Source organism: Pseudomonas sp. KB_15 (genome assembly GCF_052114525.1).
GTDB lineage: Bacteria > Pseudomonadota > Gammaproteobacteria > Pseudomonadales > Pseudomonadaceae > Aquipseudomonas.
On sequence record NZ_JBFREX010000001.1, the window covers coordinates 79,034 to 101,577 of the forward strand.

At 59.3% G+C, this 22,544-nt stretch carries 22 protein-coding genes and 2 tRNA genes; 13 read left to right on the forward strand and 11 right to left on the reverse strand.

Translation table 11 applies throughout. From position 1 onward, the window contains the following. The first annotated feature begins 232 nt into the window (after window positions 1-232). From AB4Z35_RS00365 to AB4Z35_RS00380, 4 genes are all read left to right on the forward strand, one after another. Window positions 233-309 (forward strand) — tRNA-Met (locus AB4Z35_RS00365). Between the two features lie 232 nt (window positions 310-541). Then, window positions 542-618: transfer RNA gene (locus tag AB4Z35_RS00370), tRNA-Met, on the forward strand. A 279-nt stretch (window positions 619-897) separates the two neighbouring features. Next, window positions 898-3,540, forward strand: coding sequence for a bifunctional lysylphosphatidylglycerol flippase/synthetase MprF (gene mprF / locus AB4Z35_RS00375; RefSeq protein WP_442095650.1), 2,643 nt, complete (start codon window positions 898-900; stop codon window positions 3,538-3,540). After that, window positions 3,540-4,835 carry a virulence factor family protein gene (locus AB4Z35_RS00380; protein WP_007996897.1) on the forward strand — a complete coding sequence of 432 codons (1,296 nt, stop codon included), beginning with the start codon at window positions 3,540-3,542 and terminating at the stop codon, window positions 4,833-4,835. Before mprF ends, AB4Z35_RS00380 begins: the two co-directional genes overlap by 1 nt. A gap of 254 nt (window positions 4,836-5,089) precedes the next feature. On the opposite strand, the gene AB4Z35_RS00385 is transcribed toward AB4Z35_RS00380, so the two are convergent. Further along, a complete protein-coding gene (locus AB4Z35_RS00385) occupies window positions 5,090-6,991 on the reverse strand; it encodes a potassium transporter Kup (protein ID WP_442095651.1) in 1,902 nt (633 codons plus the stop codon). A gap of 293 nt (window positions 6,992-7,284) precedes the next feature. Here AB4Z35_RS00385 and rimO point away from each other — a divergent pair, with 293 nt between their 5' ends. The 6 genes from rimO to tsaA all read left to right on the forward strand — a co-directional run bounded on the left by rimO (window position 7,285) and on the right by tsaA (window position 12,516). Next, entirely contained in the window at window positions 7,285-8,622 is a 1,338-nt protein-coding gene (rimO, locus tag AB4Z35_RS00390) for a 30S ribosomal protein S12 methylthiotransferase RimO (protein WP_442095652.1), read from the forward strand. 112 nt (window positions 8,623-8,734) lie between these two features. Further along, window positions 8,735-9,208, forward strand: a complete 474-nt coding sequence (locus tag AB4Z35_RS00395; protein ID WP_442095653.1) for an acetyltransferase — start codon at window positions 8,735-8,737, stop codon at window positions 9,206-9,208. A gap of 122 nt (window positions 9,209-9,330) precedes the next feature. Beyond that, window positions 9,331-10,041 (forward strand): rRNA pseudouridine synthase, encoded by a 711-nt coding sequence (locus AB4Z35_RS00400; RefSeq protein WP_007992725.1) that lies wholly within the window; start codon window positions 9,331-9,333, stop codon window positions 10,039-10,041. Between the two features lie 76 nt (window positions 10,042-10,117). Beyond that, window positions 10,118-10,585, forward strand: coding sequence for a DUF1456 family protein (locus AB4Z35_RS00405; RefSeq protein WP_442095654.1), 468 nt, complete (start codon window positions 10,118-10,120; stop codon window positions 10,583-10,585). Between the two features lie 286 nt (window positions 10,586-10,871). Beyond that, window positions 10,872-11,642, forward strand: coding sequence for an SDR family oxidoreductase (locus AB4Z35_RS00410; RefSeq protein WP_442095655.1), 771 nt, complete (start codon window positions 10,872-10,874; stop codon window positions 11,640-11,642). A 175-nt stretch (window positions 11,643-11,817) separates the two neighbouring features. Beyond that, window positions 11,818-12,516: a tRNA (N6-threonylcarbamoyladenosine(37)-N6)-methyltransferase TrmO gene (tsaA, locus tag AB4Z35_RS00415; protein ID WP_442095656.1), complete on the forward strand. Its 699-nt coding sequence runs from the start codon at window positions 11,818-11,820 to the stop codon at window positions 12,514-12,516. A gap of 175 nt (window positions 12,517-12,691) precedes the next feature. Here tsaA and fpr read toward each other — a convergent pair whose 3' ends face one another. After that, the gene (fpr, locus tag AB4Z35_RS00420) at window positions 12,692-13,471 is read right to left on the reverse strand and encodes a ferredoxin-NADP reductase (protein WP_003443014.1); all 780 of its coding nucleotides are present in this window, start codon (window positions 13,469-13,471) and stop codon (window positions 12,692-12,694) included. Window positions 13,472-13,618: 147 nt separating this feature from the next. Between fpr and AB4Z35_RS00425 the strand changes: the two genes are divergently transcribed. Continuing rightward, window positions 13,619-14,545 (forward strand): LysR family transcriptional regulator, encoded by a 927-nt coding sequence (locus AB4Z35_RS00425; protein ID WP_007996903.1) that lies wholly within the window; start codon window positions 13,619-13,621, stop codon window positions 14,543-14,545. On the opposite strand, the gene AB4Z35_RS00430 is transcribed toward AB4Z35_RS00425, so the two are convergent. The 3 genes from AB4Z35_RS00430 to AB4Z35_RS00440 form a co-directional block, all read right to left on the reverse strand. Then, on the reverse strand, window positions 14,542-14,904 hold the full coding sequence (locus tag AB4Z35_RS00430) for a diacylglycerol kinase (protein ID WP_007996906.1): 363 nt from the start codon (window positions 14,902-14,904) through the stop codon (window positions 14,542-14,544). The genes AB4Z35_RS00425 and AB4Z35_RS00430 overlap by 4 nt on opposite strands. A 75-nt stretch (window positions 14,905-14,979) precedes the next feature. Further along, the gene (gene erdR, locus AB4Z35_RS00435; protein WP_008054094.1) at window positions 14,980-15,630 is read right to left on the reverse strand and encodes a response regulator transcription factor ErdR; all 651 of its coding nucleotides are present in this window, start codon (window positions 15,628-15,630) and stop codon (window positions 14,980-14,982) included. A gap of 217 nt (window positions 15,631-15,847) precedes the next feature. Further along, on the reverse strand, window positions 15,848-16,606 hold the full coding sequence (locus AB4Z35_RS00440) for a tRNA-uridine aminocarboxypropyltransferase (protein WP_442095657.1): 759 nt from the start codon (window positions 16,604-16,606) through the stop codon (window positions 15,848-15,850). Window positions 16,607-16,794: 188 nt separating this feature from the next. On the opposite strand from AB4Z35_RS00440, the gene AB4Z35_RS00445 reads away from it, so the two are divergent. Further along, window positions 16,795-17,217, forward strand: a complete 423-nt coding sequence (locus tag AB4Z35_RS00445) for a quorum-sensing-regulated virulence factor family protein (RefSeq protein WP_007990204.1) — start codon at window positions 16,795-16,797, stop codon at window positions 17,215-17,217. Here the strand turns inward: AB4Z35_RS00445 and AB4Z35_RS00450 are convergent, their stop codons facing one another. Beyond that, the gene (locus AB4Z35_RS00450; protein WP_007996911.1) at window positions 17,218-17,412 is read right to left on the reverse strand and encodes a hypothetical protein; all 195 of its coding nucleotides are present in this window, start codon (window positions 17,410-17,412) and stop codon (window positions 17,218-17,220) included. Window positions 17,413-17,893: 481 nt separating this feature from the next. On the opposite strand from AB4Z35_RS00450, the gene AB4Z35_RS00455 reads away from it, so the two are divergent. Then, the gene (locus AB4Z35_RS00455) at window positions 17,894-19,012 is read left to right on the forward strand and encodes a TIGR00730 family Rossman fold protein (RefSeq protein ID WP_007996913.1); all 1,119 of its coding nucleotides are present in this window, start codon (window positions 17,894-17,896) and stop codon (window positions 19,010-19,012) included. Between the two features lie 45 nt (window positions 19,013-19,057). Here AB4Z35_RS00455 and recX read toward each other — a convergent pair whose 3' ends face one another. The 5 genes from recX to AB4Z35_RS00480 form a co-directional block, all read right to left on the reverse strand. After that, the gene (gene recX / locus AB4Z35_RS00460) at window positions 19,058-19,525 is read right to left on the reverse strand and encodes a recombination regulator RecX (RefSeq protein ID WP_007996914.1); all 468 of its coding nucleotides are present in this window, start codon (window positions 19,523-19,525) and stop codon (window positions 19,058-19,060) included. Between the two features lie 8 nt (window positions 19,526-19,533). Then, window positions 19,534-20,592: a recombinase RecA gene (gene recA, locus AB4Z35_RS00465; RefSeq protein ID WP_007996915.1), complete on the reverse strand. Its 1,059-nt coding sequence runs from the start codon at window positions 20,590-20,592 to the stop codon at window positions 19,534-19,536. 83 nt (window positions 20,593-20,675) lie between these two features. Continuing rightward, window positions 20,676-21,176, reverse strand: a complete 501-nt coding sequence (locus AB4Z35_RS00470) for a CinA family protein (RefSeq protein ID WP_007971146.1) — start codon at window positions 21,174-21,176, stop codon at window positions 20,676-20,678. A gap of 117 nt (window positions 21,177-21,293) precedes the next feature. Continuing rightward, entirely contained in the window at window positions 21,294-21,635 is a 342-nt protein-coding gene (locus tag AB4Z35_RS00475) for a phage holin family protein (protein WP_108227900.1), read from the reverse strand. A 173-nt stretch (window positions 21,636-21,808) separates the two neighbouring features. Further along, entirely contained in the window at window positions 21,809-22,543 is a 735-nt protein-coding gene (locus AB4Z35_RS00480; RefSeq protein WP_033052267.1) for a LexA family transcriptional regulator, read from the reverse strand. Window position 22,544: the final 1 nt, after the last annotated feature.

Sequence of the window (22,544 nt, forward strand, 5' to 3'; positions counted from 1 at the left end):
TGTATATAGCACCAGTAGTCTGAATGTTCTTTTCGACTCGTGGGAAATGTCATTGGTAAATTTATTTTTTCAATCGAAAAAACATTCGCGATAGAGCCGCAGGCCTTGCCCCGCCTGCCTCACAGGCTGACCAACCCGCCCCTCGGCAAGCTAACCGATTGAAGCAAAACAGGTTTTATCGGAATTGACGGTTGACACCCCGGCGTATCTCTATAGAATGCAGCCACACAGACGCGGGATGGAGCAGTCTGGTAGCTCGTCGGGCTCATAACCCGAAGGTCGTCGGTTCAAATCCGGCTCCCGCAACCAAACATCAAAAAAGGCTACTCGAAAGAGTGGCCTTTTTTGTGGGCGCTCGTTTTGTAGCGCCGAACGCAGGAACACGGCCTGGACACTCAGCGACGCCGAAAGCGGAAATCGTTCTGATTCCGAAACTTAGACCATCGCTGCGACCGTTTGCCGCGATTCAACGTTTATTTGACCTGCTTCAGGATTAACGGTTGACACCCCGGCATTACTCTATAGAATGCCGCCACACAGACGCGGGATGGAGCAGTCTGGTAGCTCGTCGGGCTCATAACCCGAAGGTCGTCGGTTCAAATCCGGCTCCCGCAACCAAACATCAAAAAAGGCTACTCGAAAGAGTGGCCTTTTTTGTATCTGTTGAAAAAGTCCTTTCGCAACAATGATCTGTCACTGTGTAGCAAGCCGTTTGGGGGTCTCCCATGCGCCGGGTTCAGACTATGCTCTATCGCAGGCTGAAGCCTTCACGACTGATAACGCGCCGTCCCTGTTGCCGGGTGATAGGCGTTAATATTTGTGATTATTTTTTTCTGCAGGGATTGGTAACTTGGCTGGATACCCCCATCCTGTCGCGCACAATCCAAGAGGTGATTGATGCGCGCCAACTCGTCTGATTCACAAGACACTGTCACAGCGACACAACCGATCAAGGCTGAGCGCCTGCGTCTGCTTGATCGATTGAGCAAATACCGTCAACCCATTGGCCTGGCGGTCACCCTGCTGTTGTTCGCGATCGCGCTGATTGCCTGTCGCCACCTGTTGAGCGAACTCGACCTTTACGCGCTGCACGACTCGATCCTCGAAGTTCCGAAACCTGCCTTGATGGGCGCACTGGGCGCAACCGTGGTGGGCTTCATCATTCTGCTCGGCTACGAATGGTCGGCCAGCCGCTATGCCGGAGTGAGCCTGACACCGCGCACGCTGGCACTGGGCGGTTTCACGGCCTTTGCCATCGGCAATGCCATCGGTCTTTCAATGTTGTCGGGCGGCTCGGTCCGCTATCGCCTCTATGCCCGTCATGGCCTGGGAGCGGCTGAAGTCGCCCGCATGACGCTGTTCGCCAGCCTCTCGCTAGGTTGCGCCCTGCCACCACTGGCCGCCCTGGCGACGCTCAGCGACCTGTCTGCCGCGTCCACCGCGCTGGGGCTCTCCGAGACCTTGCTGGGCGTGGTGGCGACTGCCGTGCTCGTGTTGTTTTCGGTGCTGGCCTTAGGCATCTACCGTCGTCGACTGCCGGAACAGCCTTACCCGGACAACCTGCTGGTCAAGGTCGGACGCCGCACCTTGCGCCTGCCCGGGCTTCGACTGACGTTCCTGCAATTGATCATCACCGCCCTGGACGTAGCCGCCGCCGCAACCGTGCTCTATCTGCTGCTGCCGGAAACTCCGCCTTTCGGTGCGTTCCTATTGGTTTACCTGCTGGCTCTGGCCGCCGGCGTGCTCAGCCATGTGCCGGGCGGAGTCGGGGTGTTCGAGGCGATTTTGCTGGCCGCGTTTTCCGACACCCTTGGCGCCGCGCCACTGGCGGCCGCCCTGCTGCTCTATCGCTTGATCTACGTGGTCCTGCCGTTGCTGGTGGCCTGCCTGCTGCTGCTGATCAACGAAGGTCAGCGTCTGTTCCAGACACGCCAGACATTGCGCGCGGCCTCAGGCCTGGCGGCTCCGATACTGGCGGTGCTGGTATTCCTGTCCGGCGTTGTCCTGCTGTTCTCCGGCGCCACCCCGGAAATCGATACCCGCCTGGAGCACATCGGTTTTCTCATCCCCCATCGACTGGTCGATGCTTCGCACTTTGGCGCCAGCCTGGTCGGCGTTCTGTGCCTGTTGCTGGCCCAGGGGCTGCGTCGCCGGCTGTCAGCCGCGTGGATGCTGACCACCATTCTGTTGCTGGTCGGCGCCCTGCTCTCGCTGCTCAAGGGTTTTGACTGGGAAGAAGCCAGCCTGATGGTGCTGACGGCGAGCCTGCTCGGGGTATTCCGCCGCTCGTTCTACCGCCCCAGCCGCCTGACTGAAGTGCCGTTCTCGCCGTTGTACCTGGTCGCCAGCCTGTGCGTGCTCGGCGCGTCGATCTGGCTGCTGCTGTTCGCCTATCAGGACGTTCCCTACAGCCACCAACTCTGGTGGCAGTTCACCCTCGACGCCGACGCCCCTCGCGGCCTGCGCTCGCTGCTCGGTGCCGCGGTGCTGCTGGTGGTGGTGTCACTGACCTGGCTGCTGCGCACTGCGCGCCCGGTCATACACCTGCCGACGCCCGACGAACTGGAACGCGCCAGCAAGATCCTCATGGCATCGGCCCAACCGGATGGCGGCCTGGCCCTGACCGGTGACAAGGCGCTGCTGTTTCACCCCAATGACGAAGCATTCCTGATGTACGCCCGTCGCGGCCGCAGCCTGGTGGCGCTGTATGACCCGATCGGCCCGGGCCAGCAACGGGCGGAAATGATCTGGCAGTTCCGCGACCTGTGCGACATCCACCACGCCCGTCCCGTGTTTTATCAAGTGCGCGCAGAGAACCTGCCGTACTACATGGACATCGGCCTGACGGCGATCAAGCTCGGCGAAGAAGCCAGGGTCGACCTGAAGCGTTTTGATCTCGAAGCCAAGGGCAAAGAGATGAAGGACCTGCGCTACACCTGGAACCGTGGCACCCGTGACGGCCTGTCGCTGGAAATCTTTGAGCCGGGCCACGCACCGATGGATGAGCTCAAGGTGATCTCCGATGCCTGGCTGACCGGCAAGAATGTCCGGGAGAAAGGTTTTTCGCTGGGCCGCTTCAGCGATGACTACCTCAAGTATTTCCGCATCGCGGTGATTCGCTTCGAAGGGCGCCCGGTGGCGTTCGCCAACTTGCTCGAGACCTACGGTCATGACCTGGCCAGCCTCGACCTGATGCGCGCGCACCCGGATGCCCCGAAGCTGACCATGGAGTTCATGATGGTCGGCCTGATTCAACATTATAAAAATCATGGGTACGCGCGTTTCAGCCTGGGCATGGTGCCGTTGTCGGGGTTACAACCCCGTCGCGGCGCGCCATTGACCCAGCGCCTGGGCTCGATGGTATTCCGCCGTGGTGAGCAGCTATACAACTTCCAGGGCTTGCGCCGCTTCAAAGACAAGTTCCAGCCTGATTGGGAACCCCGTTATATGGCCGTGCCCGCCGGACTCGATCCGCTGGTTGCGCTGGCCGACACTGCTGCCCTGATCGCGGGCGGCTTGACCGGATTGGTGAAACGCTGATGATTCAACGCTCCTTGCGGTATGTATTGGGCACACTGGTGATAGTGGCCCTGATTCTCGGTGGCGGGTACTGGTACCTGAAACGCCCGGCACCGGAACCGACCCTCGAATGGCTGACCCCGGCCGATGGTGCGGCGATGACCCGTGTCATCCCCGGCACCACGCCACGCGCCCAGGTACTGGTGGCGGTCAACGAAGACCAGAAACTCAGCGACAAGCAATTGATGACCCTGAGCCGCAGTGGCTCGGCGCAGATTGTCCAGGTGATCCTGCCCAAGGACTGCCTGCTGCAAAGCCGTGCCCTGCAATCAGGTCTGCGAGAACTCAAAGGCCCGGCGACCCTGGTCGGCGGCATCGGCCCGGGCGCCGTGCTGGCCTGGCGCTGGTTGTCCGAGCAAAAGGATGACAAGGCTTACGCTGTCTCGGTCGACCTGGCCCTGGAAAAGGGTGGCTGCACTCACCTGTTGCCGAAAAGCGCCGCCCACGGCCACTGGCTGGCAGCCTGGAACGACAACCCGGACGACACCAGTGCCGGTTTTGTGCGCGACCAGGTCAATGCCGAAACCAGCATCAGCGACTACGACATCAACCTGCCGCAAGTGTTGAACAACGAACTGCGCAAGATCCTCGTCGGTGGCGACAAAGCCGCTGGCGGCCTGCAGATCCCGGTGGTCGAAGTGCCGGCGGGCCAGGCCAGGGACACTGTGACCCTGTTCCTGTCCGGTGACGGCGGCTGGCGCGACCTCGACCGCGACGTGGCGGGCGAGATGGCCAAGATCGGCTACCCGGTGGTCGGCATCGACACCCTGCGCTACTACTGGCAGCACAAGAGCCCGGAGCAAAGCGCGCTGGACCTGGCTGAACTGATGCAACACTACCGGCAGAAATGGGGCACCAAGCGTTTCATCCTGACCGGCTACTCGTTCGGCGCGGATGTTCTGCCGGCGATCTACAACCGCCTGGCCGAGTCGGAGCAGAATCGCGTTGACGCAATCATCCTGCTGGCCTTCGCCCGTACCGGCAGCTTTGAAATCGAAGTCGAAGGCTGGCTCGGTAACGCCGGCAAGGAAGCCGCCACCGGCCCGGAAATGGCCAGGTTGCCAGCCGCCAAAGTGGTGTGCATCTACGGTGAAGAGGAAACCGACGAAAGCGGCTGCACCGACAAGACTGCGGTAGGCGAAGCGATGAAACTGCCCGGCGGTCACCACTTCGACGAGAACTACCCGGCGCTGGCCAAGCGTCTGGTGGACATCATCGAGAAGCGCCAGCCGAAGGAAACAGCTGCTACAGAGTGATCTGACAGCCAGCAAAATAGCCCTCGTTACCTTACGGTAGCGGGGGCTTTTTCATTCTTGCGTGCACCACACATCCCCTGTAGGAGCGAGCCTGCTCGCGATGACGATCTGACATTCAGCTCGGGAGTCGCCTGCTAGATCGCAATCGCGAGCAGGCTCGCTCCCACATGGAAATCCAATGGACTCCAGTAACGGCGACCGCCCACAAAAAAGCCCCCGCTGCCGCAAGGCAACGGGGGCTTTTTGTGGGTCGCTTACATCTCCACCTGAGTACCCAGTTCAATCACCCGGTTCAGCGGCAGATTGAAGAAACGCAAATTGCCATTGGCGTTCTGCAACATGAACGCAAACAGCGCCTCACGCCAACGCGACATGCCTTCGAGCTTGGAGGCGATGACCGTCTCGCGACTGAGGAAGTAAGTGGTGCGCATCGGACTGAAGTTCAGCTCATCGAGATGACACAGCTTCAACGCCTGTGGCACGTCCGGCTCATCGATGAAGCCGAAATGCAGGATCACCCGGAAGAAACCTTCGCCGTAGGCATCGACCTCGAACCGTCGTGATGGCGGCACCCGCGGGATGTCTTCGTAGACCACCGTCAGCAGCACCACTTGCTCGTGCAGTACCTGGTTATGCAACAAGTTGTGCAACAGCGCGTGGGGCACGGCGTCCGGTCGCGCGGTGAGGAACACTGCCGTGCCCTGCACGCGATGCGGCGGTTGCACGGCGATGCTGCTGATGAAGATCGGCAGTGGCAGCCCACCTTCATCGATGCGCTCCACCAGCAATTGCTTGCCGCGCTTCCAGGTGGTCATCAGCACAAACAAGGCGAAACCGGCGATTACCGGGAATGCACCGCCCTGAATGATTTTCGGCACGTTGGCGGCGAAGTACACACCGTCTACCAGCAGGAAACCCAAGAGGATCGGCACCACAAGGACCGGTGGCCACTTCCACAGCAACAGAATCACCGCGGACACCAGAATGCTGGTCATCAGCATGGTCCCGGTCACCGCCACACCGTAGGCCGAGGCCAGGGCACCGGAGGATTCGAAGCCCAGCACCAACAGCACCACGCCAACCATCAGCGCCCAGTTCACCGCGCCGATGTAGATCTGGCCCTGTTCGGCGCTGGAGGTGTGCCGGATGTGCATGCGCGGAATGTAACCGAGCTGGATGGCCTGACGAGTCAGGGAGAACGCACCGGAAATCACCGCTTGCGAGGCAATCACCGTGGCCAGGGTCGACAGGCCGACCAGCGGGATCAATGCCCAGTTCGGTGCCAGCAGGTAGAACGGGTTACGAGCCGCTTCCGGGTCGCCCAGCAGCAAGGCACCCTGACCGAAATAGTTCAGCACCAGCGCCGGCAGCACGAGAATAAACCAGGCACGAGCGATCGGCTTGCGACCGAAGTGACCCATGTCCGCGTAAAGGGCCTCGGCACCGGTCAATGCCAGCACCACAGCGCCGAGAATCGACACGCCCATGCCCGGATGGACCATGAAGAAGCGTACGCCCCACACCGGGTTCATCGCTTGCAGAACTTCCGGATGCTGGCTGATGCCATAGACACCCAATGCACCCAGCACAAGGAACCAGGTGACCATGATCGGCCCGAACAGAATGCCGATGCGCGCGGTCCCGTGACTCTGAATCAGAAACAGCGCGACCAGCACCACCAGTGACAATGGCACCACCCAATGGTCGATGCCTTCGAAGGCCAGCCCCAGGCCTTCAATCGCCGACAGCACGGAAATCGCCGGGGTAATCATGCTGTCGCCATAGAACAACGCCGCGCCGATCAGTCCGCAGACCACCAGCAACATGCGCAATTTGGCGTGCCCCGCCGCCGCCCGCCGGGCCAGTGCGGTCAAGGCCATGATCCCGCCTTCGCCCTGGTTGTCGGCGCGCAGCACAAACATCATGTACTTGATCGACACGACCCAGATCAGCGACCAGAAGATCAGCGCCAGGATCCCCAGCACCCCGTCATGGTTGACCGGCACGCCATAGCCTCCGGAAAACACTTCTTTGAGGGTGTACAACGGACTGGTGCCGATATCGCCATAAACCACCCCGACTGCCGCGACCAGCATGCCGATCGGCTTCACCGCCGAATGCTCGGCACCTGCAGCCTGACTACTTGCCTGACCCATCCACCACTCCTACTTCTCAGACCCGGGCTTCTTTGAAAGAAGCACTATGCTTTGTCGTGCAGCATGCGCTGTTTTACTTCACGTTACAGACGTTTTGTTGACAGTAAAAACCCAGTAAAGCGTAACGGCGCGAAGCATAGCGCAGCACTCGTCGTATTTCCCTGCATAAAGCTGGTCAAGTGAGCGACTCATCGCTAGAATTGCGCACTTTTTGATCAGAGGCGCAGTTCAAGCGCCCGTCCGTCGGTTTTGCCCTGCCCGGCAAGCGGCGTCACAAAACACCGAGGTTAGACATGTCCACCACTCCTGCGCCGGCCAATCCAAAGGTTGGCTTCGTATCCCTGGGTTGCCCCAAAGCACTGGTCGACTCCGAGCGCATCCTTACCCAGCTGCGCATGGAAGGCTATGACGTGGTGTCCACCTACCAGGACGCCGACGTCGTGGTAGTCAACACTTGCGGCTTCATCGATTCGGCCAAGGCCGAGTCCCTGGAAGTGATCGGCGAAGCCATCAAGGAAAACGGCAAGGTCATCGTGACCGGCTGCATGGGCGTCGAAGAAGGCAACATTCGCAACGTACACCCGAGCGTGCTGGCCGTGACCGGTCCGCAGCAGTACGAGCAAGTGGTCAACGCCGTGCACGACGTCGTGCCGCCGCGCCAGGACCACAACCCGCTGATCGACCTGGTGCCGCCGCAAGGCATCAAATTGACCCCGCGCCACTACGCCTACCTGAAGATTTCCGAAGGCTGCAACCACAGCTGCAGCTTCTGCATCATCCCGTCGATGCGCGGCAAGCTGGTCAGCCGTCCGGTGGGCGACGTGCTCGACGAGGCCCAGCGCCTGGTCAAGTCCGGCGTCAAAGAGCTGTTGGTGATCTCCCAGGACACCAGCGCCTATGGTGTCGACGTGAAATACCGCACCGGTTTCTGGAACGGCGCGCCGGTGAAAACCCGCATGACCGAACTCTGCGAAGCCCTGAGCACCCTCGGCGTCTGGGTTCGCCTGCACTACGTTTACCCGTACCCGCACGTCGACGAGCTGATCCCGTTGATGGCCGCCGGCAAGATCCTGCCGTACCTGGACATCCCGTTCCAGCACGCCAGCCCGAAAGTGCTGAAGTCGATGAAACGCCCGGCCTTCGAAGACAAGACCCTGGCGCGGATCAAGAACTGGCGCGAAATCTGCCCGGACCTGATCATCCGTTCGACCTTCATTGTCGGCTTCCCGGGCGAAACCGAAGAAGATTTCCAGTACCTGCTGAACTGGCTGACCGAAGCCCAGCTCGACCGCGTTGGCTGCTTCCAGTACTCGCCGGTAGAAGGCGCACCGGCCAATGACCTGGACCTGGAAGTCGTCCCGGACGACGTCAAGCAGGACCGTTGGGAGCGCTTCATGGCGCACCAGCAGGCCATCAGCTCGGCGCGCCTGCAAATGCGCATCGGCCGTGAGATCGAAGTGCTGGTCGATGAAGTCGACGAGCAAGGCGCAGTGGGCCGCTGCTTCTTCGATGCCCCGGAAATCGACGGCAACGTATTCATCGACAACGGCAGCAACCTCAAGCCGGGCGACAAGGCCTGGTGCAAAGTGACCGACGCCGACGAATACGATCTGTGGGCTGAACAGATCTAAACGCAAAAAATACGCAAAGCCCCGCTCTCTTGACGAGAAGCGGGGCTTTTTTACGGCTATCGTTTGAGGTTGAAAGGATTCCTGTCAACCACTGCAGAAGGAGCAGACGGGCATGCGTCAGCATTCGGTCATCCACACGCCGAAACTCAGCGACTTCGAAGAATTGACCCGGGTCTGGGAGGCCTCGGTGCGTGCCACCCACGACTTTCTGCCAGACAGCTACATCGAACTGCTGAAAAACCTGGTGCTGACCCGCTACCTCGACGCAGTGATGCTGATCTGCACCAAGGATTCGAGCCAGCGCATCACCGGGTTCGCCGGCGTCGCGGCAGGCAAGATCGAAATGCTCTTCATCGACCCTGACCATCGCGGCCAGGGCCTGGGCAAGAAATTGTTGCGCTATGCCCTGGAACACCTGAACGCCGTCGAACTGGACGTCAACGAACAAAACCCGCAAGCCCTCGGCTTTTACTTCAAGCAGGGCTTCGAGGTGATCGGTCGTTCGGAAGTCGATGGCATGGGCCAGCCATATCCGCTGCTGCACATGCGCCTGCGCCAGCCAGAACAACTGACACGCAATGGCTGACACAACAGAACCACTGTGGGAGCAAGCCCGCTCCCACAAAATGCCTCGCGGCGTAAATGGAACCGCGATTAACCGGCGCCAGGCAGGTACAATGCCCACCCCCTTTTTGTTACGGCCCTGACATGACTGACCCGATTCGTCTCTCCAAACGCCTCATCGAACTCGTCGGCTGTTCCCGTCGGGAGGCTGAGCTGTTCATCGAGGGCGGCTGGGTCACCGTCGACGGCGTGGTCATCGACGAGCCGCAATTCAAGGTCGACACCCAGAAAGTCGAGCTTGATCCAGAAGCCAAGGCCACCGCACCGGAACCGGTGACGCTGCTGCTCAATGTGCCCGCCGGCATGGATGCAGACACCGCCATGGCCACCCTCGGCGCCGAGACCCTGAGCGAAGAACACCGTTACGGCAAGCGCCCGTTGCGTGGCCATTTCCTGCGCCTGACCGCCAGCACCGACCTGCAGGCCAACGCCAGCGGCCTGCTGGTGTTCACCCAGGACTGGAAAATCCTGCGCAAACTCACCGCCGACTCCAGCAAGATCGAGCAAGAGTATGTGGTCGAGGTTGAAGGCGAGATGGTGGCTCACGGCCTGAACCGCCTGAACCACGGCCTGACCTACAAGGGCAAGGAGTTGCCGGCGGTCAAGGCCAGCTGGCAGAACGAAAACCGCCTGCGCTTTGCCATGAAGAATCCGCAACCGGGCATCATCGCCCAGCTGTGCCAGGCCGTCGGCCTGAAGGTCGTCGCCATCCGCCGCATCCGCATCGGCGGCGTGTCCATCGGCAAAGTGCCCGTGGGGCAATGGCGCTACTTGTCCGGCAAAGAGAAGTTCTAAGGCTTCCCGCGCCACCACACCTTTCGGCGCTGCTGTTTTCGGCGGCGCCCATAGCTGAATTATCAGGACTGCACACATGATCCATAACGACGTACTGCGCAGCGTGCGCTACATGCTCGACATCAGCGACAAGAAAGTCATCGAGATCATCAAGCTCGGCGGCAAGGACGTGGCCCTGGCAGACCTGGTGACGTACCTCGACAAGAAAGAGGAAGACGAAGAAGGCTTCGTACGCTGCCCGGACGAAGTCATGGCACATTTCCTCGATGGCCTGGTGATCTTCAAGCGCGGCAAGGACGAAAGCCGTCCGCCGCAGCCGATCGAAGTGCCGGTGACCAACAACATCATCCTGAAAAAGCTGCGGGTGGCGTTCGAGCTGAAAGAAGACGACATGCACGCGATCCTCAAGGCCGCCGAGTTCCCGGTGTCCAAGCCTGAGCTGAGCGCACTGTTCCGCAAGTTCGGCCACACCAACTACCGCCCGTGCGGCGACCAGCTGCTGCGCAATTTCCTCAAGGGCCTCACTCTGCGAGTGAGAGCGTAAAGCAGCGACACCCTTTGTAGCAGCTGCCGGGCCCGCGAGGCTGCGTTCGGCTGCGAAGCAGTCGTAAAATCAGTTATTGCGATACGTCAGGCAGGCCGCGTCAGCTGGGCTCACGACTGCTATGCAGCCGAACGCAGCCTCGCGGGCTCGGCAGCTGCTACAGATCGCATTACCGTTTAACTGACCGGCATTAGGCCTAATGGCCCCTCATTCCCTTCGAAAATAGTGGCTCCGCTGACCGCGGCCGACGGCTAGGGTGTAAAGACCTCAGCTCTCAGGATTCGCCATGCACCCGTACTTTTCCCTGCAAGGTCGCACCGCCCTGGTGACCGGCGGCACCCGTGGTATCGGCAAGATGATCGCCAAGGCCTACGTCGAGGCGGGTGCCACCGTGTACGTCTGCGCCCGCGACGCCGAGGCCTGCCAGCAAACCGCTGACGAACTCGGAGCACTTGGACGCTGCCACGCCATGGCAGCCAACCTCGCCACCGAAGAGGGCGTCCTGCAACTGGCCACACGCCTGGGCGAGCAGATCTCCCATCTGGACATTCTGGTGAACAATGCCGGCACCACCTGGGGCGCTCCACTGGAGAGCTACCCGATGAAGGGTTGGGAAAAAGTCATGCAGCTCAACGTGACGTCGGTGTTCAACTGTATCCAGCAATTCCTGCCGCTGCTGCGCAAGGCCGGCTCGGCACAGAATCCGGCGCGGATCATCAACATTGGTTCGGTAGCCGGGATTTCATCCTTCGGTGAACAGGCGTATGCCTACGGGCCGAGCAAGGCTGCGTTGCATCAACTGTCGAGGATTCTGGCGCGCGAACTGGTGAGCCAGCACATCAACGTCAATGTGATCGCCCCGGGGCGTTTTCCGAGCAAGATGACCCGGCACATTGGCAATGATGAACAGGCGCTGGCGCAGGACACGGCGTTGATTCCAATGAAGCGCTGGGGCCGCGAGGAAGAGATGGCGGCGCTGGCGATCAGTTTGGCGAGTACCGCGGGAGCCTATATGACTGGGAATATCATTCCGCTGGATGGTGGGTTCAGTCTCTGAAATCGGCGGTGCGGCCATCGCGAGCAGGCTCGCTCCCACAGGGGTTGCGTGGTAGACACAGAACAGGTGAGCCTGTGGGAGCGGGCTTGCCCGCGATGACGGAATGACAGGCACCGCCTAAGCAATGGTTGATCGGGTTATCATGCCCACCCTCTTCCCGCCTCGACCTCAAACCATGACCTACAGCGTTTCCCCCATCGGCTTCGTGCGCTCCTGCTTCAAGGAAAAGTTCGCCATTCCGCGCCAGCCGCAACTGGCTCCGGCCGCCCGTGGGGTGCTGGAACTGGTGGCACCGTTCGATCAAGGGGACGCGGTACAGGGCCTGGAGCAGGTCAGCCACGTGTGGCTGCTGTTCCTGTTCCACCAGGCCCTGGAGGAAAAGCCTCGCCTGAAGGTCCGCCCTCCTCGCCTCGGCGGCAACAAATCCATGGGCGTGTTCGCCACCCGCGCCACCCACCGCCCCAATGGCATTGGGCAGTCGGTGGTGAAACTGGACAAAGTCGAAGCCGGTCGCTTGTGGATCTCGGGCATCGATCTGCTGGATGGCACGCCGATTCTCGATATCAAACCCTACGTGCCCTACGCCGACATCATCGATACAGCCACCAACAGCATCGCCAGCGCCGCGCCGCTGTTGATTCCGGTGCAGTGGGCGGATGCAGCGCTGCAACAGGCTCACAAGCATGCCCAGCGCCTTGAAGAGCCCTTGGTTGAGCTGATCGAGCAATGCCTGGCACAAGATCCACGCCCGGCCTACCAAACACCGGCACCCGAGCGGGAATACGGTGCGCAGTTCTGGGATCTGGATGTGCGTTGGCATTACCCGACACCGGAGCTGATCCGCGTCCTGGAAGTCATTCCCGCGAAAACCTGAACGCCGAAAATACAAAAAGCCCGCGCTGCCTTCACAGGCAACGCGGGCTTTTTATGAGCGAAGCAAAATCAATGTGGGAGCGAGCTTGCTCGCGATGACAGACTATCAATCAACATCTTCGTTGAAAGTTACATCGCTATCGCGAGCAAGCTCGCTCCCACAGGTTTGATACGGCTTACTTCTCGACGAATGCACGCTCGATCAGGTAATCACCCGGTTCGCGCATGCGCGGCGAAACCTTCAGGCCGAAGCTGTTCAGCACTTCGCTGGTCTCGTCGAGCATGCTCGGGCTGCCGCACAGCATGGCGCGGTCGTCCTGCGGGTTGATCGGTGGCAGACCGATGTCGCTGAACAGCTTGCCGCTGCGCATCAGGTCGGTCAGGCGACCTTCGTTCTCGAACGGCTCGCGGGTCACGGTCGGGTAGTAGATCAATTTGTCACGCAGCGCTTCGCCGAAGAATTCGTTCTGCGGCAAGTGCTCGGTGATGAACTCGCGGTAAGCGACTTCGTTGACGTAACGCACGCCGTGGCACAGGATCACTTTTTCGAAACGCTCGTAGGTTTCCGGATCCTGGATGACGCTCATGAACGGCGCCAGACCGGTACCGGTGCTGAGCAGGTACAAGTGTTTGCCAGGCTTCAAGTCATCCAGCACCAGTGTGCCCGTAGGCTTCTTGCTGATGATGATCTCGTCGCCTTCCTTCAGATGCTGCAACTGCGAAGTCAGCGGACCATCAGGCACCTTGATGCTGAAGAACTCGAGATGCTCTTCCCAGTTCGGGCTGGCAATCGAGTAAGCACGCATAAGCGGGCGGCCGTTGGGCTGTTGCAGGCCGATCATCACGAACTGACCGTTCTCGAAGCGCAGGCCCGGGTCACGGGTGCACTTGAAGCTGAACAGAGTGTCGTTCCAGTGATGAACACTGAGGACACGCTCGTGGTTCATGTTGCTCATGTACGTGGGACTCCTGGAGATTTGTCTGCGCGTGTTCGGCGCCTGCTCTGCAAAAAAGCCAGCTCTGCGCAATTGCATCGCATTCTAAAGGTAGACACAATATCTGTTAAATGGATTATTAAGATAAGGGTTATCGGTTATATCGATATGCGATTTACTCTCCGTCAACTTCAAGTATTCGTCGCCGTCGCCCAGCAGGAAAGCGTGTCCCGTGCTGCGGGCCTGCTCAACCTCTCGCAATCGGCGGCGAGCACCTCGATCACCGAGTTGGAGCGCCAGTGCAGCTGCCAACTGTTCGACCGTGCCGGCAAACGGTTGAGCCTCAACGCCCTCGGTAAACAACTGTTGCCGCAAGCTGTCGCCCTGCTGGATCAGGCCAAGGAAATCGAAGACCTGCTCAACGGCAAGTCCGGTTTCGGTTCACTGGCCGTGGGCGCGACCCTGACCATCGGCAATTACCTGGCCACCCTGCTGATCGGCGGCTTCATGCAGCGCCATCCGGAAAGCCAGGTGAAGCTGCACGTACAGAACACTGCCAATATCGTGCAGCAAGTGGCCCACTATGAAATTGATCTGGGTCTGATCGAAGGCGACTGCAGTCACCCGGACATCGAAGTACAAAGCTGGGTCGAGGACGAATTGGTGGTGTTTTGCGCCCCTCAGCACCCATTGGCCAAGCGCGGCACGGCCACCATGGACGAGTTGAGCCACGAAGCCTGGATCTTGCGCGAGCAGGGCTCCGGCACGCGGTTGACCTTCGATCAAGCCATGCGCCATCACCGCACTTCTTTAAACATCCGGCTAGAGCTTGAGCACACCGAAGCGATCAAACGCGCGGTGGAATCAGGTTTGGGGATTGGCTGCATTTCCAGACTGGCTTTGCGCGACGCATTCCGTCGCGGCAGTCTGGTGCCTGTCGAGACGCCGGATCTGGATCTGGCGCGACAGTTTTATTTCATCTGGCATAAACAGAAATATCAGACATCGGCGATGCGCGAATTCCTCGATCTGTGCCGCGCCTTCACCGCCGGGGTTCAGCGCAGCGACGAGATCGTGCTGCCGACGATCGCTTAGAGCAGAATCACCGCCCACACCAGGGCGATCATGCTCAATGCCACGAACTGGGCGGCACTGCCCATGTCCTTGGCATTCTTGGACAACGGGTGCCGTTCAAGGGAAATGCGGTCGATGGCCGCTTCCACTGCCGAGTTGAGCAACTCGACAATTAGCGCCAACAGGCATACCGCGATCAACAACGCCCGTTCGACCCGGCTGACATTCAGGAAGAACGACAACGGAATCAGGATGACGTTGAGCAATACCAATTGCCGAAAGGCGGCTTCTCCGGTGAAGGCTGCGCGCAGGCCGTCCAGCGAATAACCGGAGGCATTGAGAATTCGTTTCAGGCCGGTCTGGCCTTTGAAAGGTGACATAGAGTGGGCAACTGACAAAAAAGAAGTGGGAAAGCTAGTTCAACCAAAGTCAAAAAAGCGTGAAGTTGCCAGCCTTTAATGACTGGAAATTGACTCAAGTTGTTGCAAGAGCAGCGCGGCCTGGGTCCGGGTCCGCACATTCAGCTTACGGAAAATCGCGGTGACGTGCGCCTTGATAGTCGCCTCGGAAACACTCAATTCGTAGGCGATCTGCTTGTTCAGCAAACCTTCGCAGACCATGGTCAGCACCCGGAATTGCTGCGGCGTCAGACTGGCAAGGCCTTCGCTGGCCGCCTTGGCCTCATCGGAGACGCTGACCGCTTCGAACGCCTGCGGCGGCCAGAACACGTCACCATCGAGGACTGCACGCACGGCTTTCTGGATCACACTCAAGTCGCTGGACTTGGGAATGAAGCCACTGGCGCCGAATTCACGTGACTTGACCATAATGGTCGGTTCTTCCTGGGCCGAGACCATGACCACCGGAATCTGCGGGTACTGACCGCGCAGCAGGACCAGCCCGGAAAAACCATAGGCCCCCGGCATGTTCAGATCCAGCAGTACCAGATCCCAATCGGACTTTTCCGTCAGGCGGACTTCCAGTTCGGCGATGCTCGCCACTTCCACCAGGCGCACATCCGGGCCAAGGCCCAGGGTCAGCGCTTGATGCAAGGCACTACGAAAAAGTGGGTGGTCATCGGCAATCAGGATTTCGTATGTGGCCATTTTTCAAATGATCCTGTTTTTCATGGGGCGCCCGATGCATTCGGACCTCGCCAAAGCAACTCAAGGCACGGCCACGGAGCTGCACTGACAAGGCACGCTCGACGCAAAAACCGCGTTGCAAACTCTGGCCGCACCCTGATCGGCGCCAAGCATGCCCAGCGAAGCCGGGGTGGTCAAGCAGCGTGGCCGGTACACTTTATTGCAGTATGGGCAACAATCAGTCCATCACTGGGCTTGCCGACTGAACATAGGGCATCAACTCGGCGTGCGCCGGGGTCGAAACATTCATGTCCAACTGATGTTTGGCGTCGAGGTAATGCTGGCTGAACACATCGAAATAGGCATCCAGCGCCGATGCTGCGGCTACATCGCCCGCAAGGTCGAGGCACAGCGCGGCAACCTCCGCCGTACACAGATGTTCGCTGCGGGTTGATCGGCGCAATCGGTAACGGGAGAGTTTTTCGGGCAATAAACTGAGGATCGGCAATCGGTCGAAATAGGGGCTCTTGCGAAAGATCTTCCGCGCTTCGGTCCAGGTCGCATCCAACAGAATGAACAAGGGGCGCTTCGTGCCATCGACATCCACGCTGTTTGTCACACGCTCAGGCTCGACGTACTCCCCCGGAAACACCAGGTAAGGCTGCCATTGGGGGTCGGACAACAGCGCCAGCAACGTCGGATCGACCTCGGTACGGGACCAGATGAAGGCATGGTTGTCAGGCACCACATCGGCGATCAGCCAACCGGTGTTGCTTGGCTTGAAGACTTCCTTGTTGGTCATGATCAGGCACACGCCGGAGCGGGTAGCGACCTGCGGACGCCATGCGCACAGGCAGTGACTCTCGATCACCCGGCAGTCACGGCAACGCGGGGCGCGCCAGCCTCGGGCCTGAATCGGCTTGATGCCCTCCTCCTCGCGCTGGTCGCGCAAGCGGGCTACAGCATTCACTGCAAATCGCGTGGAGGCACGACTCATCGCGGGCAACGCCGACAGGAAACGGAAATCGACACGAAAAACACTCGACAGGGTAAAAAGTGCCAGCAGTTTACCAGACCGCCCGGCGCAAGCCTGTACCGTCCAGCCCGCCTCCCCTATAATTCGCCGCCACTGAACGCACAGTCACGTGACGGGTCCAACCCCCATCACTGAACCAGGAGAGTTTCATGCTGCGCCTTATCGTTCCTACCGCGGCCATTTTGCTGGCGTCGTCCTTCAACGCCCAGGCTGCGTCCTTGAAAGACACGGAACTGAACAAAATGCTGCAAAACGTCGCTACCCAGAGCAGCGTCGGCACTCCACGAGCGATCAACGAAGACATACTCGATCAAGGCTACACCGTTGAAGGTAAACAGCTGATCAACCATCTGAGCGTGCAGAGCAGCCACGCCGACAAGATGCGTGCAGACCCGAAAGCGGTCTACTTCCAGTTGGGAGCTTCTGTCTGCAGAAACGAAGGGTTTCGCAAGCTGATGGCCAAGGGCGCGATCATGCGTTACGACTTCACCGAGGTGAAGACCAACCGCCCGGTCGGCTCCGCAAGCTTCCAGGAATCGGATTGCCTGCAACCGGCCAAGAAGAAAAAGTAATCACCGGGAGTTGGCGCGCCGTTGTTCATCTTCGGCGCGCAATTCTGCCAGCAGCGCCTGCAAGTAATGCGAACGACGCTCGCCGCCACGCAAACGCCGGCAGCACTCCTCTTCGAGACTCAAATGATTGGTCTCGGCCGATGACTTCAGCAATCGATACAGATGCGTATCGATCTCCAGAACGACTCTGGCCATGGTTTCCCGCCTCCCTGCACTTCACTCATGTTTGAGCGATAAATCCTTAATCCGCTTGCACCGTGCGCCCTGCCGTTGACGCAAAGTTGTCGTGTGACGCCTGTAACTTAGTAAATCAGAGTGCCGCACATGCGACGTACGTTCAGACGAGCGGTGAAAGCACCTTGCAAATCGTCAATAAGCGGTTGCCAGGAAAAACTTTGTGGCGCAATGATCAAGTCAGCGAAAATTACTGCGAAGGTCTAGATTCAGGGTATCCATGTTCACTTTTTCAGGGCTGGAAAGAGGCTGGCCGTCGCTTGTCGTGTTGTGCGATTGTTTCTTTCATCCAAGGGAAAAACAGAGCCTGTTTGGATGATCCGATACCTTTCGGGTCAAGTAGATCGCCCAGGCATGGGCCTGGGCAGACAGCGACACATGAAGTGTCGTGGCACCGATGTACGTTGTCGGGCCGAGGGTTCTGTGCAGAAGGAGAAGTTGAATGCCTTACCAACCGAATGACCTCCTGAGCCGTCATTTTGAAGAAAGCGGCCATGACCTCATCAACAAGGTCGAAGAACAACTCAAGCTGATTTCACCCAACAGCCCGAACATCCCGATCTACCGCGACATGATCCTGACCGTGCTGCGCATGGCCCAGGAAGACCACAATCGCTGGAATGCCAAAATCACCCTGCAAGCCCTGCGTGAGCTGGAACAGGCTTTCCGCGTACTCGAACAATTCAAGGGGCGACGCAAAGTCACCGTGTTCGGCTCGGCTCGCACCTCCATGGAACATCCGCTCTACAGCATGGCCCGGGAGCTCGGTGCCGCGCTGGCGCGCTCGGACATGATGGTCATTACCGGCGCCGGTGGCGGTATCATGGCCGCCGCCCATGAGGGCGCCGGCCTGACACACAGCCTTGGGTTCAACATCACGCTGCCCTTCGAACAGCATGCCAACCCCACTGTCGATGGCACGACCAATCTGCTGCCCTTCCACTTCTTCTTCACTCGCAAGCTGTTCTTCGTCAAGGAAGCCGATGCCCTGGTGCTGTGCCCGGGTGGCTTCGGTACGCTGGATGAGGCGCTGGAAGTGCTGACGCTGATCCAGACCGGCAAAAGCCCATTGGTGCCCGTGGTGCTGCTCGACACGCCGGGCGGCAAATTCTGGCAAGGCGCACTGGACTTCATTCACCAGCAACTGGAGGAAAACCACTACATCCTGCCCACCGACATGAAGCTGGTGAAACTGGTCTACAACGTCGAAGAAGCGGTAGAGCACATCAACCAGTTCTACAGCAACTTCCACTCCAGTCGCTGGCTCAAGCATCAGTTCCTCATTCGCATGAATCACGCACTCAACGACCAGGCACTCGAATACATGCAGGAAGCTTTCGCCGACCTGTGTCTGAGCGATCACTTCCATCAGCACGCTTACAGCGGTGAAGAGCATGACGAAGCCGAGTTCAGCCATCTGGCGAGGCTGGTCTTCAACTTCAACGCCCGCAACCATGGCCGTCTGCGCGAGCTTGTGGACTACATCAACCTGCCGGAAAACTGGACGCCATCAAAACCCCAGGTACAACAGCGCACGCGGGAGCCGTCAAAGGTTACGTGAGGCATAAAAAAACGGCCCGCTATCGAAATAGCGGGCCGTTTCAGTTCAATCGTCCATCCCTCGACCGCTGAACAGGCGATTGATCATTTCCATGGAGTATCCCCGATACGCCAGGAACCTGCCTTGCTTGGCTCTCTCCCGGGCGTCTACCGGCAATTGCCCGGAGAACTTGCGCCGCCAGGTCTCGACCAGTTGCTCCTGCCAGTCAATACCGCTCTCACGCAGGGCGAGTTCAATATCGGTGCGCTGCAGGCCGCGCTGGCCCAACTCTTCACGAATGCGTAAAGGGCCATAACCGGAACGGGCACGGTAGGAAACGAAACTTTCGAGGTAACGGGTTTCGGACAACAACCCCTCTTCCGTCAACCGGTCGAGTGCTGTTTCGATCATTTCAGGGAGGGCGCCGCGCTGACGCAGTTTACGCGTCAGCTCGACACGACCGTGCTCGCGCCGTGCGAGCAGGTCCATTGCGGTTCGCCGCACCGCGACGAGTGTATCGAGTACGGCGGTCATCGCTTCGATCAGATATCGGCGTCAGCCAGGTCGTCTTCGGTCTCTTTGACCGCAGAAGCTTTGGCGTCTGCTACGGATGCCGGGGACAGGAGCTTGTCACGCAGTTGCTTCTCCAGCTTTGCCGCGACTTCCGGGTTGTCCGCCAGGAACTTGGCCGAGTTGGCCTTGCCCTGACCGATCTTGGTGCCTTCATAGGCATACCAGGCACCGGACTTCTCAACAAAACCGTGCAGAACACCCAGGTCGATCATCTCACCGTTGAGGTAGATGCCCTTGCCGTAAAGAATCTGGAACTCGGCCTGACGGAACGGCGAAGCCACCTTGTTCTTCACAACCTTGACGCGGGTTTCGCTACCGACGACTTCATCACCTTCCTTCACCGCGCCAGTACGACGGATGTCCAGACGAACCGATGCGTAGAACTTCAGTGCGTTACCACCGGTGGTGGTTTCCGGGCTGCCGAACATCACGCCGATTTTCATACGGATCTGGTTGATGAAGATCACCAGGCAGTTGGCGTTCTTGATGTTACCGGTGATTTTACGCAGCGCCTGGGACATCAGACGGGCTTGCAGGCCCACGTGCATGTCACCCATTTCGCCTTCGATTTCAGCCTTTGGCACCAGGGCAGCCACGGAGTCGACGATGATCACGTCAACCGCGTTGGAACGCACCAGCATGTCGGTGATTTCCAGAGCCTGCTCGCCGGTGTCCGGCTGGGAAACCAGCAGGTCGTCGACGTTGACGCCCAGCTTGCCGGCGTACTCAGGGTCGAGGGCGTGTTCGGCGTCGACGAATGCGCAGGTCGCGCCGGCTTTTTGAGCCTGGGCGATCACGGACAGTGTCAGTGTGGTTTTACCGGAAGATTCAGGACCGTAGATTTCAACAATACGACCTTTTGGCAGGCCGCCGATGCCGAGAGCGATATCCAGACCCAGAGAGCCAGTGGAGATGGCCGGGATCGCCTGACGGTCCTGATCGCCCATACGCATTACGGCACCCTTGCCGAATTGACGTTCGATCTGACCCAGGGCCGCAGCCAAGGCTTTCTTCTTGTTGTCGTCCATTAAAGTCCTCACGTAATCAATAAGGCCTGACGGCCAACACCTGTATAAGTAGCCAGTATTATTCCACAGCGTTTCCGGATCGCCTACCCCTGATTTGAGATTTCTGCCGCGGCATACCGCAACAGCCCCTCTAGCGCGGCCTTCACCGTTTGTCGGCGCACCTCGTCACGGTCACCGGCGAAGTGTTGCAACTCGCTGAACACTCGCTCGCCCACGCCCCAGGCCAGCCAAACCGTCCCCACTGGCTTGCTCGGCGAACCACCGTCCGGCCCGGCTACGCCACTGACCGCCACGGAAAAATACGCGCGACTTTTCTCCTGCGCCCCCCTGGCCATCGCTTCGACCACCTCGCGACTGACCGCCCCCACCGTGGTGAACAACTCCACAGGAACATCCAGTTGCAGGTTCTTCTGCAGATTGGAATAGGTGACGTAACCGGCCTCGAACCACGCCGAGCTGCCCGGAATACGGGTGATCGCCTCGGCGATCCCGCCTCCGGTGCAGGACTCGGCCGTGGAAACATGGGCATTGAGAATCTGCAATTGCCTGCCAAGGTCAGCGGCGAGCTGGGTGATTACTTTCACGGTCTTCTCCTGATGGGGCGAGATGGGTTAACCGTACACGAGCAGACCGCACTTGCAAGTTACAGGATCGATCAAAATGTAAAGAACCAGAGGCTCTGGAAAAGGCCTGCCGGGGAATCAATCTTCCACATCAGCGGACGGAACATGATCGATCCCCATGCGCTTGGCCACCCAACGCTCATACAACCCTAAAACGACGTCTGTCCCGGCCATTGCCGCTAAACAACCTCCCGCACAAGCCGCCCAAATGGAAACATTGGCGGCGTGCAGCAGCATGATGACCGAGGCGCCGCAGATCATGCTGGAGCCAGACCGCAAGCTCAGGCGCCGGATAAGGGACCAGCCACGAACGCCCTCCTTATCGGCACGCCACATTTCACCGGTAACGCCACCGAGTATTGGCAGGATGATGACCAGCCAAAGAGGCATGTCCAGCAACGCATATTGCTCAGCGGTCATTTCATGCCTCCTTGAGTGAGCGGTCACGCCACGTTCTTGAATAGACAGGCAGCAAGATTATGCATTTATGCATATTCAGTCAATGCGTTAACGCATACAAAAAGACGGTTCGATGCTTTCGGCACACGAAAAAAAACCCGCTCGGGAAGCGGGTTTAAATGAACACTGGGGTGTCAGCGGGCGTACATACCCCACCAGAAGACATGTCCGAGGATAACAATCGGCTCCTCCTGGATCTCCTGAAAGGTGTAATCTTCGTCCGGATGCTCGTCACGATTGAAACTGCGCAAGCGAATCCCGGACGGCAGGCGATACAGCTGCTTCACCCGCAATTGGCCGTTGTGATTGATTGCATAAAGGTCGCCATCAACGATATCGCCAATGCCACACTTGCCGGCATTGACCCCGACCGTGGCACCGTCGCGCAGTACCGGCAACATGCTGTTGCCCCGCACTGTCACGCATTTGGCCTGGTCGAACTGCACGCCATTGTGGCGCAGGCTTCGCTTGCCGAAGCGCAGGCTAGAGCGCTCGCTTTCTTCGATGACGAATCTTCCCGATCCTGCAGCCAATTCAACCTCGCGAAGAAAGGGAACCGACACCTCGTCGTCATCGACAGGGGTATCGTCGTCCCACAGACTTATATCCTTGAGTTCCGAATGCACGGGAGCGCGCCCGGCATTGGCGGCAGAAGCGACGTCCGCGCGGCCACGCAACTGGTCGGTGCTCACGGAGAAATACTCGGCGATCTTCGAAATATGTTTATCCGAAGGATCGACGATCTTACCGCTGAGAATGCGCGAGAGCGTGGATTGAGGCACGCCGGTTCGACGGTGAAGCTCCGTGGGGGAGATCCCGTGCTGATCGAGCAATGCTCTTAATACGGTAGATACGTTGCGTTTATGCATA

Coding starts and splice junctions, on each gene's coding strand:
- mprF (WP_442095650.1), top strand. CDS start 898: ATGCGCGCCAACTCGTCTGATTCACAAGACACTGTCACAGCGACACAA.
- AB4Z35_RS00380 (WP_007996897.1), top strand. CDS start 3,540: ATGATTCAACGCTCCTTGCGGTATGTATTGGGCACACTGGTGATAGTG.
- AB4Z35_RS00385 (WP_442095651.1), bottom strand. CDS start 6,991: ATGGGTCAGGCAAGTAGTCAGGCTGCAGGTGCCGAGCATTCGGCGGTG.
- rimO (WP_442095652.1), top strand. CDS start 7,285: ATGTCCACCACTCCTGCGCCGGCCAATCCAAAGGTTGGCTTCGTATCC.
- AB4Z35_RS00395 (WP_442095653.1), top strand. CDS start 8,735: ATGCGTCAGCATTCGGTCATCCACACGCCGAAACTCAGCGACTTCGAA.
- AB4Z35_RS00400 (WP_007992725.1), top strand. CDS start 9,331: ATGACTGACCCGATTCGTCTCTCCAAACGCCTCATCGAACTCGTCGGC.
- AB4Z35_RS00405 (WP_442095654.1), top strand. CDS start 10,118: ATGATCCATAACGACGTACTGCGCAGCGTGCGCTACATGCTCGACATC.
- AB4Z35_RS00410 (WP_442095655.1), top strand. CDS start 10,872: ATGCACCCGTACTTTTCCCTGCAAGGTCGCACCGCCCTGGTGACCGGC.
- tsaA (WP_442095656.1), top strand. CDS start 11,818: ATGACCTACAGCGTTTCCCCCATCGGCTTCGTGCGCTCCTGCTTCAAG.
- fpr (WP_003443014.1), bottom strand. CDS start 13,471: ATGAGCAACATGAACCACGAGCGTGTCCTCAGTGTTCATCACTGGAAC.
- AB4Z35_RS00425 (WP_007996903.1), top strand. CDS start 13,619: ATGCGATTTACTCTCCGTCAACTTCAAGTATTCGTCGCCGTCGCCCAG.
- AB4Z35_RS00430 (WP_007996906.1), bottom strand. CDS start 14,904: ATGTCACCTTTCAAAGGCCAGACCGGCCTGAAACGAATTCTCAATGCC.
- erdR (WP_008054094.1), bottom strand. CDS start 15,630: ATGGCCACATACGAAATCCTGATTGCCGATGACCACCCACTTTTTCGT.
- AB4Z35_RS00440 (WP_442095657.1), bottom strand. CDS start 16,606: ATGAGTCGTGCCTCCACGCGATTTGCAGTGAATGCTGTAGCCCGCTTG.
- AB4Z35_RS00445 (WP_007990204.1), top strand. CDS start 16,795: ATGCTGCGCCTTATCGTTCCTACCGCGGCCATTTTGCTGGCGTCGTCC.
- AB4Z35_RS00450 (WP_007996911.1), bottom strand. CDS start 17,412: ATGGCCAGAGTCGTTCTGGAGATCGATACGCATCTGTATCGATTGCTG.
- AB4Z35_RS00455 (WP_007996913.1), top strand. CDS start 17,894: ATGCCTTACCAACCGAATGACCTCCTGAGCCGTCATTTTGAAGAAAGC.
- recX (WP_007996914.1), bottom strand. CDS start 19,525: ATGACCGCCGTACTCGATACACTCGTCGCGGTGCGGCGAACCGCAATG.
- recA (WP_007996915.1), bottom strand. CDS start 20,592: ATGGACGACAACAAGAAGAAAGCCTTGGCTGCGGCCCTGGGTCAGATC.
- AB4Z35_RS00475 (WP_108227900.1), bottom strand. CDS start 21,635: ATGACCGCTGAGCAATATGCGTTGCTGGACATGCCTCTTTGGCTGGTC.
- AB4Z35_RS00480 (WP_033052267.1), bottom strand. CDS start 22,543: ATGCATAAACGCAACGTATCTACCGTATTAAGAGCATTGCTCGATCAG.